This is a genomic window from Pseudoxanthomonas suwonensis, from assembly GCF_010093235.1.
Classification (GTDB): domain Bacteria; phylum Pseudomonadota; class Gammaproteobacteria; order Xanthomonadales; family Xanthomonadaceae; genus Pseudoxanthomonas; species Pseudoxanthomonas suwonensis.
In genome coordinates this window covers 85,025-99,116 of sequence record NZ_PDWP01000016.1, presented here as the reverse complement: position 1 = coordinate 99,116, position 14,092 = coordinate 85,025, and the positions used below count along the sequence as shown (strand labels likewise).

Genomic DNA, 14,092 nt, shown 5'->3' with positions numbered 1-14,092 from the left:
CGGGCTGGGCCCCCGGCTGCCGTCCCGGCCGGCCGGGCCCGGGCCCCTCCCCCATCGTGTTCGACCGGCCCCCGCCGGCCGCCACCCTGCCCGTCCGCCCGGACCCGACCGCCGCCGGGGCGCGCCTGGTGATCGGGTGGCCCGGCGATGGCCCGGCCGCGGCCTCGGCGCCCGAGCCGAAGCCCGCCGTGCCGGCAGCCGCTACGACCACCGCGGCGGCCGCTCCGTCCCAGGCGCCGGCCAGCGACGCCGAGGCCCGTGCCGAGGCCGCCCGCGCCACTGCGCTGCTCACCGCCCAGGTGGTGCAGGCCGGCAGCGCGGACGCGCCGGCTTCGCAGCCGCCGGCACCGGCATCCAGCTCCGTATCGCCGCAGGCCATCCTCGAGGGACGTGCGGTCGCCACCGCCGTGACCCCCGGTGCCGCTCAGGCGCCCGTCACCAGCACCTCGCCGGGCGCCGGATCCCAGGAGGCCGGCGGGCAGCCGGCTCCGGCGGCGACTGTTGCCTCCACTCCGGCTCCCGCCCCGGTGCGGCCGGCCGCCATCCCCGCCGGCGCCCGCCCGCTGATCGTGGCGATCGACGCCGGCCACGGCGGCCAGGACCCGGGCGCGGTCGGCCCGACCGGCAAGCGCGAGAAGGACGTGACCCTGGCGATGGCGCGGGAACTGGCGCGCCAGGTCGATGCCACGCCGGGACTGAAGGCCTTCCTGGTACGCGACAGCGACGTGTTCATCCCGCTGCCCATGCGTGCCCAGCGCGCGCGCGCAGCCAAGGCCGACATCTTCATTTCCATCCATGCCGATGCCGCCGAGAACCGCAACGCGCGCGGCTCCTCGGTCTACGTGCTGTCCACCAAGGGCGCGTCCTCCCAGCGCGCACGCTGGCTGGCCGACAAGGAAAACGCCGCGGACCTGGTCGGCGGCGTGCGCCTGCAGAAGACCGAGGCGGTGCTGGCCAACGTCCTGCTGGACCTGGCCCAGAGCGGGCACATGCGCGCCTCCGAGGACGCGGCCAACCACGTCCTTGGCGGCCTCAAGCGCGTGGGCAACAACCACAAGCCCAACATCGAGCGCGCGAACTTCGCCGTGCTGCGCACGTCCGACATGCCGGCGATGCTGGTGGAGACGGCCTTCATCTCCAACCCCGAGGAGGAGAAGCGGCTCTCCGACCCGGCCTTCCAGCGCAAGGTGGCCGGTGCGGTGCTCGACGGCATCAGCACCTACTTCACCCGGCAGCCGCCGCCGGGCACGCTGTTCGCGATGCGCGCCGAGGCCAGCCTTGCCGCGGCCGGCGCCGGCGGCACGCCCTGATCCGCGCCAGGCGCCCGCGCGGCGCCGGCGCGGCGGCTATCATCACGCCTGTTCCTCCTGCCGGCCGACGTGCCGCCGTGATGCCGTGCCGATCCGACCCCTGCCTGACACCCTGATCAACCAGATTGCCGCCGGCGAGGTGGTCGAACGCCCCGCCTCGGTGGTCAAGGAGCTGGTGGAGAACGCCCTCGATGCCGGCGCGACCCGGGTGGACATCGACCTGGAGGAGGGTGGCATCCGCCTGATCCGGATCCGCGACGACGGTGGTGGCATCCCGCCGGAGGAGCTGCCGCTCGCGGTCAGCCGCCACGCCACCAGCAAGATCGCTTCGCTCGACGACCTGGAGGCGGTGGCCACGCTGGGCTTCCGCGGCGAGGCGCTGCCCTCGATCGCCTCCGTCAGCCGCTTCATGCTGGCCTCGCGTCCGCGCGATGCCGAACACGGCGCCGCGCTGCACGTGGACGGCGGCCGGGTCGGCGAGATCGTGCCCAAGGCGCATGCGCCGGGCACCACGGTCGAAGTGCGCGACCTGTTCTACAACGTGCCGGCGCGGCGCAAGTTCCTGCGCGCCGAGCGCACAGAGCTGGGCCACATCGAGGAATGGCTGCGTTCGCTGGCGCTGGCGCGTCCGGACGTGGAGCTGCGGGTGAGCCACAACGGCAAGCCTTCGCGCCGCTACCGCGCCGGCGACCTGGATGCGGCCGCGCGCCTGGGCGAGACCCTGGGCGAGGACTTCGCGCGCAGCGCGCTGCGCATCGACCACAGCGGCGCCGGCCTGCGCCTGCATGGCTGGATCGCGCAGCCGCATTATTCGCGCGCCAGCGCCGACCAGCAGTACCTTTACGTCAACGGCCGCGCGGTGCGCGACCGCAGCGTCGCCCACGCGGTGAAGCTGGCCTACCAGGACGTGCTCTACCACGGCCGCCAGCCGGCCTACGTGCTCTTCCTGGAGCTGGACCCGACGCGGGTGGACGTCAACGTGCATCCGGCCAAGCACGAAGTGCGTTTCCGCGATGCGCGCCTGATCCATGACTTCGTGTTCCGCACCCTGCAGGAAGCGCTGGCGCACACCCGCGCCGGCGTCGAGACCGGCGTCGCCCCGGCGACCGGCGCGCAGCCATCCGGCGTGGGCCCGTCCTATCCAGCGTCGTACCCGGCACCTGGCACGGAAGGCAATGGCGGCGCGCGACCCTTCGTGCCATGGACGCCGGCCCCGCAGCCCCTTGGCCTGCGCGTGGACGAGGCGGTGGGCGCCCTTGCCGCGCTGTAGGGCACCCCCGGCATCGGCCCGACGCCCGCCATGCCGCCGCTGCCGCCCCAGGAAGCGGTGCTGCCCGAGGGCAACGGCGAGGTGCCGCCGCTGGGTTACGCGATCGCGCAGCTGCATGGCATCTACATCCTGGCCGAGAACGCCGAAGGCCTGGTGGTGGTGGACATGCACGCCGCGCACGAGCGCATCGGCTATGAGCGGCTCAAGGCCGCGCACGACGGCATGGGCCTGCGCGCGCAGCCGCTGCTGGTGCCGCTGTCGCTGGCGGTGGGCGAGCGCGACGCCGACGTCGCCGAGCGCGAGGCAGAGACCCTGGTGCAGCTCGGATTCGAGGTTACCCGCAGCGGTCCGCAGACCCTGGCCGTGCGCAGCGTGCCGGCCCTGCTGGCGCACGCCGACCCGGAGGCGCTGCTGCGCGACGTGCTGGCCGACCTGCGCGAGCATGGCGCCACCCGCCGCGTGGCCGCCGCGCGCGACGAGCTGCTTTCGACCATGGCCTGCCATGGCGCGGTGCGCGCCAACCGGCGCCTGACGATTCCGGAAATGAACGCCCTGCTTCGCGACATGGAAGCCACCGAACGCTCGGGGCAATGCAACCACGGGCGCCCGACCTGGGCGCGTTTCAGTCTGGGGGAGATCGATCGATGGTTCCTGAGGGGAAGGTGAAACCCGTCCTTGCCATGGGGATGGCGCTGCTGCTGGCCTTTGCCGCCGGCTGCGACAGGCACGGAACGGCCGAAGGCGACGCCACTGCCGTCAATTCGGCGTTCCAGGCCGAACACCGGGCCTGGCGCGACCAGCGCCTGGCAGAGTTGCTGCGCCCGGACGGCTGGACCAGCCTGGTCGGCCTGCACTGGCTGGAGCTGAAGGCCCACCACATCGGCAGCGGCGAGCGCATCGGCAACACCATGCGACTGGCCTTCGGTCCGGAACGCATGGGCCTGGTCACCCGCGACAACGACGGCAGCTACTGGTTCACCCCGGAGCAGGGCGTGGAACTGACCTACAACGGCGAGCCGCTGAAGGGGAGGGTGCGCCTGTACAGCGACCGCGACGGCGTGCAGTCGGTGATCGGCTTCGACGAGGACAAGGGCAAGCTGACGCTGGTGCAGCGCGGCGACCGGCATGCGCTGCGCGTGCGCCATTCCGAGGCGCCGACGCGGGTGCAGTTCGCCGGCCTGCAGTACTGGCCGGCGGATCCGTCATGGCGGATCGAGGGCCGCTTCATCGCCCATCCGCCGGGCAAGACCCTGCCCATCGCCGATATCGTCGGCACCCAGAACAATTCTCCCAACCCCGGCGTGGTCGAGTTCGTGCGCGACGGGCGTACTTTCCGCCTGGAGGCCCTGGCCGACGGCGACGGACTGTTCTTCGTGCTGGCCGACCGCACCAGCGGCCATGGCAGCTATCCGGCCGGCCGGTTCCTGGATGCGGCGGGGCCGGACCCCAGCGGCCGCGTGGTGCTGGACTTCAACCGGGCCTACAACCCGCCGTGCGCCTTCACCCTGTTTGCGACCTGCCCGCTGCCGCCGCCGGAGAACCGGCTCGACCTGGCCATCACCGCCGGCGAGAAGAACTACGTGGGCAAGGTCCACTGATGGGCCGCCGCGCACCGCGGGCCGGCCGCTGGGCCGCCCTGCTGCTCGGCCTGCTGCTGGTCCTGCCGGCGCTGGCCGCGCCGCCGGTGCCCTTGCTGTGGAAGGTTTCCGACGCCGACAACGCGGTCTACCTGCTCGGTTCCTTCCACCTTCTGCGCCCGGACGACTATCCGCTGGCCGCGGAGGTGCAGGCCGCGTTCGACGACGCGGCGGCGGTGGTGTTCGAGCTGCCGCCGGAGGAAATGGGATCGCCCGCGGTGGCTTCGGGCATGGCCCGGGCCGCGCAGCGCCGCAGGCCGGGCACGTTGCGCGAGGACCTGGGGCCAGGGCTGTGGTCGCGCCTGGAGGCCTACGCCGGGCCCAATGGCCTGCCGCTGGCGCAACTGTCGCAGGTCGAGCCCTGGTACGTGGGGCTGGTGGTGACGCTGGCCAGCATGCAGCGCCAGGGCCTGGATCCGGCGCTGGGCCTGGATCGCCACCTGATGGAGGCGGCCGTACGCGCCGGCAAGCCCACCGCCGGCCTGGAGCGGGCGGAGCAGCAGATCGCCGTGCTCGCGGGCATGGCGCCGGCCGAGCAGGTGCAGATGCTGGCCCAGGCGCTGGAGCAGGCCGAGGAGGGCCCCGACCTGGTGGACGGCCTGCACGCTGCATGGCGGGAGGGCGACGATGCGCGCCTGTGGCGGGAAATGGGCGAGCCATTGCGGCGCGGCTACCCGGACCTGTACGCGCGGGTCAACGTCGATCGCAACAATGCCTGGTTGCCGCAGATCGAACGGTATCTGGCACGCGACCGGGGCGACACGCTGGTGGTGGTCGGTGCGCTGCACCTGCTCGGCGACGATGGCCTGGTCGAGCTGTTGCGCGCGAAGGGCTACCGGGTCGAACGCGTCTGCGACGCCTGCGCGGCGCGCCGAGCCGGCCCTCGCACTTAGGGCGCCGGCTCCATCACGATGCAGTCCACCGGGCAGGCGGGCACGCACAGCTCGCAGCCGGTACACAACGGATCCAGCACGACGTGCATCAGCTTCGGCCCGCCGATGATCGCGTCCACCGGGCAGGCCTGGATGCACTTGGTGCAGCCAATGCAGTCCGCTTCCACCACCACCGCGACGGCCGGTGGCTTGCAGCTGCCGCGGTTGCGGTCGTAGGGCACGGGCGGTACGCCCAGCACCCGCGCCAGCGCCCGCGCGCCCTCGTCGCCGCCCGGCGGGCAGTGGTCCGGGTCGGCCTCGCCGGCGGCCATGGCCTCCGCATACGGACGGCAGCCGGCATAGCCGCACTGGCCGCACTGGGTCTGCGGCAGCAGGCGGTCGAGACGTTCGACCAGTGGAGGAAGCGGAGCGGACATGCGCGAGGGATGCGGCGGGCCGGCCATTATCGCCGCTGCGCAGGTTGTGCACACGCGCCAGCCCGCGCCATCCTCGCTGCAGCCTGGACAAGGAGGATGCGATGCGCCTGGAAACGATGCTGGTGCTGACGCTCTGGGCCACGCCCGCCGCGACGCAGGAGGCCGTGGCGCCCGGACACGCGGCGTACGCGGTGCAGGTGCAGGACTTCGCCACGGCGGCGGTTCCGCGCATCGCCGATGACGCCGCGGACGGACTCGGACCGCTGTTGGCCGAGGTCCTGTCGGGCGCGCCGGACTTCGCCGGTGACCAGGTGCTGGTGCAATGGGGTTGCGGTACCGACTGCCTGCGGCTGCTGGCCGCCGACCGCGGCAGTGGAAGGCTGGTGCCGCTGCCCGGTGCGGCCTGCTGCTGGAACGGAGCCGGCGAAATGCTGGACTACCGGCCCGACAGCCGCCTGCTGGTCGTTGGAGGAAAGCTCGAAGGCTTCCCCGGCCACGGCCGGCATTACTTCGTGTTCGAGGGCGGCCGTTTCGTACGGGTGCATTTCGAGCCGGTGGCGGAGACCGGCCCGCTGGCCGACTGACTCAGGCGCAGGCGCGCCGGCCGCGCCACCAGCGTTCGTGGGCCAGGGCGAGCATGGCGCGGTCCTCCCGGCTGTCGCCGTAGGCATGGACGCGCTCGTAGCGGGACAGGTCGTAGCGGGCGAGGATGTCGGCGACCTTGTGCCCCCCGCGGTCGCCGCCGGCGTAGCGGCCGGTGAGGCGGCCGTCCACGCTTTCCAGGCTGTTGCAGATCAGCTCCAGCCCATGCCGGCGGCACCAGGGCGCGAGGTAGACGTCCAGCGAGCCGGAAACGATCACGACGGTGTGGCCGCGTTCGCGGTGCGCGGCGATGCGCTCCATCATCTCCGGCCGCACCAGGCCGGGCAGCTCGCGTCCCGCGTAATCGGCGCCGGCGGCCTTGATCTCCGAGGCCTCGCGGCCGGCGAAGACCAGGCGGGTGGCGCGGACGCGCAGGGCGGTGGCGGAGACCACGCCCAGCCGGTACCCGGCTACCCAGGGGCCGATGCTCCAGCGGGAGCTGGTGATCTGTTCCGGCGTGGCCACGCGGCGCAGGAAGCGGGCGTAGGTGTCGCAGGTGGTGACGGTGTGGTCGAAGTCGACCAGGGCCAGTTCCATTGGCGTCCTTTGCGGGTGGCGAACACTCGTAGGGACTTCTTTCCCGGGCTGCGGCTCCCTTGCCGCATGCCCCTGCGGAAGCCGGCCACGGGCCGGCGCCGCTGGCGCCCCGCCGGTCGCGGGGCGCCGTGGCAGGTCAGCGTACCGGCATGCCGGCCTGGGCGCCCTCGTCGGCGTCCAGCAGGGCCAGCGCGCCGCCGTCGAAGCCGGCCGACAGGATCATGCCCTCGCTGATGCCGAAACGCATCTTGCGCGGGGCCAGGTTGGCGATGAATACCACGTTGCGGCCGACCAGCTTCTCCGGCTCGCCGTAGCTGGCGCGGATGCCCGAGAAGATCTGGCGCTGGCCCAGCTCGCCGGCGTCCAGCAGGAAGCGCAGCAGCTTGTCCGATCCCTCGACGAAGCCACATTCCAGCACCTTGCCGATGCGCAGGTCGAGCTTGGCGAAGTCCTCGATGCCGATGTACTGCGGCGCGTCCGCGGCCGGGGCGGCCGGCGCGGCCTCCTTCGTCCCGGCCTTCTTCTCGGGCTGGGCGGGGGCGGGGGCGGCGGCGAGGGTGTCCTTGGAGGCTTCGGTCATGGCGTCGATCAGCTTGGGGTCGATACGGGTGAACAGGGGGGTATAGGCGGCCACGGCGCGACCGGCCAGGTCCACGCGGCGGTCCACCGCCAAGGTGGCGCCCAGCCAGGCCTCGGCACGGGCGATGGTCGCCGGCACGATGGGCTTGAGCACGCCGGCGATGTCGGCGAAGGCCTGGATGGCGGTGCTCAGCACCAGGTGCAGGTCGGCGCGCCGCGACGGGTCCTTGGCCAGCGCCCAGGGTGCGGTACGCGCGATGTACTCGTTGGCCAGGTCGGCGGCGGCCATGGCGTTGCGGGCCACGGCGGCGAAGTTGTCCTGCTCGTACAGCGCCGGAGCCGGTGCCACGGATTCGTGCACCTGGGCCAGCAGCTGCCCGGCCTCCTGCGCCCAGCCTTCGCTGAGGCCGGCATAGTCGCCGGGCTTGCCCAGCACGTTGCTGAAATGCACGTCCAGCAGCTTGGCGCAGCGGCTGGCGATGTTGGCGAACTTGCCGACCAGGTCGCTGTTCACGCGGGCGACGAAATCGGACAGGTTGAGGTCCAGGTCGTCCACGCCGCCGGAGGACTTGCACGCGAAGTAGTAGCGCAGCGCGTCCGGCTCCAGTCCCACGTCCAGGTAGGTGCGGGCCATGATGAAGGTGCCGCGCGACTTGGACATCTTGGCCCCGTCCACGGTCAGGTAGCCGTTGACGTGCAGGCGGTCGGGCTTGCGTAGGCCGTTGCCTTCCAGCACCGCCGGCCAGAACAGGCCGTGGAAATTGACGATGTCCTTGCCGATGAAGTGGTGCAGCTCGCCATGCACGCCGGGCTGCAGCAGCGCTTCCATCGCGGCCTCGTCGAAGCCGGGCTTGTTGCCGCTGCGGGCCAGGGCCAGCAGGCTGGAGAAGTAGCCGATCGGCGCGTCCAGCCACACGTAGAAGGACTTGCCCGGGTGGCCGGGGATCTCGAAGCCGAAGTAGGGCGCGTCGCGGGAGATGTCCCAGTCGCGCAGGCCGCCTTCGCCGTCGATCCACTCGGCCAGCTTGGCCTTGACGCCGGGCAGGGCGACGTCGCCCTTCAGCCACTCGCGCAGGCCTTCGGTGTACTGGCCGAGCTTGAAGAAGAAGTGCTCGGAGGCGCGCAGCTCCGGGGTGGCGCCGGAGACGGCCGAGCGCGGGTCGATCAGGTCGGTCGGTCCGTAGGTGGCGCCGCAGACCTCGCAGTTGTCGCCGTACTGGTCCGGGGACTTGCACTTGGGGCAGGTTCCCTTGACGTAGCGGTCGGGCAGGAACATCGCCTTGACCGGGTCGTAGAGCTGCTCGATCGAGCGGCGCTCGATGCTGCCGCGGGCGTCCAGGGCGGCGTAGAAGCGCTCGGTCAGGATCCGGTTCTCGTCCGAATGGGTCGAGTGGTACCAGTCGAAATGGACGCCGAAGTCCTGGAAGTCGCGCTCGTGGCTGGCCTTGGTGGCGGCGATGAAGGCCTCGGGGGTCACCCCGGCCTTCTCGGCGGCCAGCATGATCGGCGTGCCGTGGGTGTCGTCCGCGCAGACGTAGTGGACGGTTTCGCCGCGCTCGCGCCTGGCCCGGACCCAAATGTCGGCCTGGATGTAACCGACCAGGTGGCCCAGATGCAGCGGGCCGTTGGCATAGGGCAGGGCGTTGGTGACCAGGGTGGAGCGGGACATGGGGAAACCGGACGCGGAGGGCCGGCCATTATCGCATGCGTGCGCCGCTGGCCCGAGCCATGCCCGGCCTCCCGAACGAAGCGACCCGGCCGGGGCCGGGTCGCGGTATCGCATGCGGGTCGGGTGGCAGGCGGTTTACTGCCGTTCCCAGACCTGCGACTTGCAGATGAAGGTCACGCAGCCGGACACCTCCAGCTTCCTGCCGCCCTCGATCAGCGCCATCTTGGACTTGTAGACCTTGCCCTCGTCGGGCTTGAGGATGGTGCCGCCGGCGTACTTGCCGCCGCCCTCGGCCTTCATGCCGCGGATGATCTCCATCCCGGTGATCGGCTTGTCCTTGCGGTCGTCCTTGCACTTGTCGCAGGTCGGGTTGGGCTTGCTGGGGTTGATCAGCTCGACGATGCGGCCGTTCAGGGTGCCGTTGGCCGCCTGGGTGATCTCCACGTAGGACTTGGGCTTGCCGGTCTCGCCGTCGATGGTCTTCCAGCGGCCGACCACCGGATCGGCGGCCTGGGCCAGCGCCGGGAGCAGCACCAGGGCCGCGAGGAGGATCGATTGCCTGAGCTTGATCATGTGCACTCCGTGACTTGGGTCGATGCGGCTTCTATATACCATTCGGCGGCGGATGGTCACGGGCGGCCGCAACAAAAAAGAGCCCGGCCGAGGCCGGGCTCCTGTTCGCAACCCCAGGGGGCGGCTTACTTGCCGAAGCTGTACTTCGCTTCCAGGTACACGGCACGACCCAGGATGTCGTAGTAGTAGTTGTTCCACGGCGTGCTGCTGGTGCCGGGGTAGTTGCTGGCCTGGTGGTCGGGCATCTTGTTGGTGAGGTTGTTCACCATCAGCGAGAAGGCCAGGTCATCCGTGGCACGCCAGTTGACGCTGGCGTTGTAGGTGACGTACGGGCCCCACTTGCCGGCCTTGGCGCCGCTGGAGTGGACGTAGTCGTAGCCCTCGCCCGCATACGCGAGGTAGTTCGGGGTCGAGCCGATGCGGTTCGCGTACAGGGTGGTGGTCCAGTCGTCCTTCGCCCAGGCGATCGAGGCATCGACGCGGGTCTTGGCGTAGGAGTCGTAGTACCACATGGCGTACGGGTCACGCAGCAGGTCGATGGTGCCGGCACCCGGGGTCGGCTCCAGCTCGTGGCTCACCTTGCTGGTGTAGTTGCTGGAGAAGCTCAGGCTGCCGAAACGGCCGATGTCCAGCATGTAGTTCGCGCTGGCCGTCACCACTTCCAGCTCCTGCCGGGCGATGTTCACCTTCGGGGTGTACAGCGAGACGAGCTTGCCGTTGGCGTCGCGACCGACCCACGACAGGATGTCGTCGCAGCTGGCGACCGGCGAACCGGCGGCGCCGGTGCGGCAGTAGTACTCGCCGCGCATCAGGTCGTTGTCGTTGATCGAGTCGACTTCGTTCTCGATCTTCCAGCTGTAGTAGTCGACCGCGAACGACAGCTTGGCGGTCGGCGACCACACCACGCCGGCGTTCCACACGTCGGCCTCGATCGGCTTCAGGTCCGGGTTGCCGGAGGACTGGCCGAAGTAGGACTCGTTGTCCCAGGAACAGTCGTCGGTGTCGCCCGGCAGGTAGCCGTCCAGGCTGCAGCGGTAGTAGTCGACGGTGGAGTTGTAGTAGCCGCTCAGGCCCTGGAACGCATCGGCCAGGGACGGCGCGCGGAACGCGGTGCCGACCTTGCCGCGCAGCAGCAGGCTTTCGACCGGGCGGTATTCGACGCCGATGCTCCAGGTCGGCTTGTCGACCGTGTTGCCGGCGATGTCGAAGGCGTCGTAGCGGCCCGAGGCGGAGACGGTCAGCGACTCCAGCAGCGGCATGCGCAGCTCGGAGGTCACGGCGTAGCGGCTGCGGTGGCCGGCGCCGCTGACCGCGGTCATGCCCCAGATCTCGGAGACCAGGGTTTCCGGACCCTCGATCATGCGCGAGTCGGGGCTGTAGTCCCAGCCCTCGTTGCCGACCTCGGCCACGATCGCGAAGCCGGCGTCGCCGCCCGGCAGCGAGAACAGCGAGGTATTGCTGAACTGGACGTGGGCCAGGTTGTCCCAGGTGCGCGACTTGGTGTCGACGAAGCCGGTGAAGCTGCGGAAGTCGGCCGGATCAATGCTGCTGTAGAACGCCGCGTAGTCCGGGGTGAACACCGGGTAGGCGCCGTAGATCGGATCCAGGCCCTGCTCCGGACCCAGCACGCGGTCCAGGAAGTAGTTGTCGATCTTGTCGCGGAAGCGCACCCACGAATGCTCGGTGAGGCGGTATTCGGCGCGCGACACGTAGGCGCTGTAGTCCCAGTCGCCCAGCTGGCCGTTGGCGCCCAGGGTCACGGTCAGGGCCTTGTTGGTATCCGTGCTCATGATGTCGCGGTAACCCTTGCCGCCGATGTCCTCGGGGGCGAAGGCGCGCTGCAGGTTGAGCAGGGTGTCCGGGTAGGCCGGGTCGTAGTAGGCACCGAACGTGGAGCTGGTGCCCCACCAGGCGTAGTTCGAGCCGGACGAGTACTCGGACTCCTCGTACAGGCCCATCACCTCGGCGTACACCTGGGTGGTGTCGCTCACGTCGAGGGTGGTGTAGGAGTAGACCTGCGCCGACTCCTTGCCGTTGCGGATGGTGCGGTAGCCGGGGCTGATGAACGAACCGCAGTAGCTGCCGTAGCCGGCGCGGGTGTGCTTCTGGGTGGTGCCCTTGAAGTTGCCGGTGGTGTTGGCGCAATCGTTCGGATCGGCGAACACGTAGTCGCTGGTCAGCGCGTCGATGACCACGAAGTCGCGGGCGGCGACCGGGGCGCTGTAGCCGTTCTGGTTGTACTGGCGCGACAGGTCGCGCTGGTAGCCCCAGACCGGGGCGCGGTCGTCCACCTGGATGCCCAGCAGCGAGTTCAGGCGGCCGTCCATCGCCGAGAAGTTGTCGGCGAAGGTCAGGCGCAGGCTGTTGCCGCCGCCCTCGCTGAAGGCGCCGCCGCGGATCGAGAACTCGCCCTTGTCGACGTTCTTCTTGAGGATGACGTTGACCACGCCGGCGATGGCGTCGGAGCCGTACAGCGACGACTGGCCACCGGGCAGGATCTCGATGCGCTCGATCAGCGCGACCGGGATGCCGCTGATGTTGTTGAAGACGTCCGAGCCGTTGTACAGGGCCGGGTAGCTGGCCATCGGGCGGCCGTTGATCAGGTACTTGGTGTAGCCCGGATCCAGGCCGAACATGCTGGCGGCTTCGGCGCCCTGGGTGAACGAGGCGCTGACCTGGCCGCCCTGGATGCCACCGGTGGCAAAGCTCGCCTGCTGCAGTACGTCGGCGACGCTCTGGAAGCCACGCATCTGGATGTCTTCGGCCGAGATGACCATCACCGGGGTGGCGGTCTCGATTTCGGTCTGCGGGATCAGCGAGCCGGTGACGGTGACCGCGTTGAGATCGCGGACGCGGTCCGAATCGGACTCCTGGGCCAGGGCCACCGCGGAGGCGGGGATCAGGAGAGCACTGAGCACTGCCCGGCTCAGCAGGCTCGGCTTGAAGGTGGAAGCGTGGGGCGTCATTTCGAATTCCAGAAAAAAGGGACGTTCTTCGCCCCGTCGCGCTGCGATGCCTGCAGCCGGTGGGGCGATTGGCAAGAGCGGATTGGTTGCCCAGATCAACAGTTGCGTCCCGAACTTAACATGTGGTTAAGGCGCTGGAACAAGTTCTTAACTATCGCCCCGGGCGGTTGGATTGGCCCACTGCATGACGCATAGGTATGCGTACCTAATGGTAATTAGGCTATTCAGCCATCCTGACTGGATCGGATTTCAGGACAATGCGCGGGCGCCGGATTACCCCTCGGGCCCCGCGGGAGAAGGAGTTTCGTGATCCTTCGCGGCAGGAGGGACCGAGTCCGATCAATGCGGCCGATGGCCACGGTGCTTCAGCTGAGTCATTCAGTCAGCGCGCTCGCCGCATGTCGGTGCATGTCCCAACCGCGGGCCGGGTGCAGGCCACTTCGCGCCGCGAAGCTTTGCGGCCTTCGCCCCCGCACCCTCTCCCAAAGGAGGGAGGGCAGCACGGCGCGTAGCCCGGACAAGCCATGCCCGGGCGCGGCGCGACAGGTGTGGCCGGCCGCCGGCGGGAGAAGTGGGAACCCTGGGACCGTCAGGGCGCGTGCGTCCCTGCGAAGTCGTCCTGCAGCCTGGCGTGCTGCACGACCGCGGCCCTGGACCGTAGGACTGTTGCCTGTCCCGCGACGCGGCACCAAACGGGAGGCAGGCGCGCAGGCGTCGAAGGCTGTGCATGGCTTGTTGCGGCGGGAAGCAAGCGCCGGCCGTGCGGCCGGCATCTTCCATCCACTACGCGGGCATGCCCGCGGCCCGCAGGTCAGGCTCCGGGCCTGGATCCGAGGCCGCTCTCGTCGCGTTCCGGCGTCTGCGGTTCCTCGGCGTCGACTTGCGGTTCCACCTCCGGGACGCGGGAGCCAGGCACGGCTTCGAGCTCGCCCACGCTGACCTTGCCGATCCTGGGCTTCATCCAAATGCTGTCGTGCTAGGCCAGGTACTTGTCCGGATCCCAGTAGCGCTCGTCGTAGAACTTCGAGCCGTCGATCGGCTGGTAACCGTCGGGTCCGGGCACATAGATCTGCACGTTGCCGGCGAAGCCGGTGCGGCTGCCAGTGACCTGGCTGCGCTCGCGCCGGAGCACCGTGGCCAGGCGCGGCCGCGCGGCGGCGTCGCCGTACCGGGCGTACACGTCACGGCCTTCGGCGACCGCGCGCTTGCGCTCCCGTTCGTCCAGGGCGTTCCAGTAGCGCTCGCGCAGGCCGAGGAAACCCTCGTAGCCACGCTCGGCGGCCAGGTCCATCCAGGCGTAGGCCAGGGCCGGGTCGCGGGCGACGCCCTGGCCGTTCCAGTACATCTCCGCGACCATGCCCTGGGAGGGCTTGTCGGCGTAGAACGCGGCGCGCAGGAAGAAGCGGAAGGCTTCCTCGTGGTTGCCCTTGCGGAACTCCTCCAGGCCGAGCAGGCGGTAGCGCAGGTCGGGGTGCGCGGCGAGGAAACCGGCCCCCATCATCATCCTGTCCTCGGTGGGGTCGGGTGGGCTGGCCAGCAGGGGTGTGGCCTGGATCGCGCCGGCGAGCGCGAGCAGGCAGATGGCGGTACGGATATTCAT

Annotated in this window: 11 protein-coding genes and 1 pseudogene; 5 read left to right on the top strand and 7 right to left on the bottom strand. The window is 70.3% G+C overall.

Annotated features, from left to right (window positions below):
• The 4 genes and pseudogenes from CSC68_RS09605 to CSC68_RS09590 all read left to right on the top strand — a co-directional run.
• The coding region (locus tag CSC68_RS09605; protein WP_162203330.1) for an N-acetylmuramoyl-L-alanine amidase at positions 1-1,310 on the top strand (1,310 nt) is incomplete at its 5' end.
• An 85-nt stretch (positions 1,311-1,395) separates the two neighbouring features.
• Positions 1,396-3,246 (top strand): annotated as a pseudogene (mutL, locus tag CSC68_RS09600) (DNA mismatch repair endonuclease MutL).
• 14 nt (positions 3,247-3,260) lie between these two features.
• Positions 3,261-4,178 carry a DUF1684 domain-containing protein gene (locus CSC68_RS09595; RefSeq protein ID WP_425501236.1) on the top strand — a complete coding sequence of 306 codons (918 nt, stop codon included), beginning with the start codon at positions 3,261-3,263 and terminating at the stop codon, positions 4,176-4,178.
• The gene (locus CSC68_RS09590) at positions 4,178-5,110 is read left to right on the top strand and encodes a TraB/GumN family protein (protein ID WP_162203329.1); all 933 of its coding nucleotides are present in this window, start codon (positions 4,178-4,180) and stop codon (positions 5,108-5,110) included. Before CSC68_RS09595 ends, CSC68_RS09590 begins: the two co-directional genes overlap by 1 nt.
• Here the strand turns inward: CSC68_RS09590 and rnfB are convergent.
• Positions 5,107-5,526 (bottom strand): Rnf electron transport complex subunit RnfB, encoded by a 420-nt coding sequence (gene rnfB, locus CSC68_RS09585; RefSeq protein WP_162203328.1) that lies wholly within the window; start codon positions 5,524-5,526, stop codon positions 5,107-5,109. The genes CSC68_RS09590 and rnfB overlap by 4 nt on opposite strands.
• A 101-nt stretch (positions 5,527-5,627) precedes the next feature.
• Here rnfB and CSC68_RS09580 point away from each other — a divergent pair, with 101 nt between their 5' ends.
• Entirely contained in the window at positions 5,628-6,110 is a 483-nt protein-coding gene (locus tag CSC68_RS09580) for a hypothetical protein (protein ID WP_246193518.1), read from the top strand.
• 1 nt (position 6,111) lies between these two features.
• Here the strand turns inward: CSC68_RS09580 and CSC68_RS09575 are convergent, their stop codons facing one another.
• The 6 genes from CSC68_RS09575 to CSC68_RS09550 form a co-directional block, all read right to left on the bottom strand.
• The gene (locus CSC68_RS09575) at positions 6,112-6,705 is read right to left on the bottom strand and encodes an HAD family hydrolase (RefSeq protein ID WP_162203327.1); all 594 of its coding nucleotides are present in this window, start codon (positions 6,703-6,705) and stop codon (positions 6,112-6,114) included.
• 136 nt (positions 6,706-6,841) lie between these two features.
• The gene (gene metG / locus CSC68_RS09570) at positions 6,842-8,953 is read right to left on the bottom strand and encodes a methionine--tRNA ligase (protein ID WP_162203326.1); all 2,112 of its coding nucleotides are present in this window, start codon (positions 8,951-8,953) and stop codon (positions 6,842-6,844) included.
• Positions 8,954-9,088: 135 nt separating this feature from the next.
• Entirely contained in the window at positions 9,089-9,526 is a 438-nt protein-coding gene (locus CSC68_RS09565) for a DUF2147 domain-containing protein (RefSeq protein ID WP_162203325.1), read from the bottom strand.
• A 125-nt stretch (positions 9,527-9,651) separates the two neighbouring features.
• The gene (locus CSC68_RS09560; protein ID WP_162203324.1) at positions 9,652-12,492 is read right to left on the bottom strand and encodes a TonB-dependent receptor plug domain-containing protein; all 2,841 of its coding nucleotides are present in this window, start codon (positions 12,490-12,492) and stop codon (positions 9,652-9,654) included.
• Positions 12,493-13,303: 811 nt separating this feature from the next.
• Positions 13,304-13,453: a hypothetical protein gene (locus tag CSC68_RS09555; protein WP_162203323.1), complete on the bottom strand. Its 150-nt coding sequence runs from the start codon at positions 13,451-13,453 to the stop codon at positions 13,304-13,306.
• Positions 13,454-13,468: 15 nt separating this feature from the next.
• Positions 13,469-14,092 (bottom strand): SEL1-like repeat protein, encoded by a 624-nt coding sequence (locus CSC68_RS09550; protein ID WP_162203322.1) that lies wholly within the window; start codon positions 14,090-14,092, stop codon positions 13,469-13,471.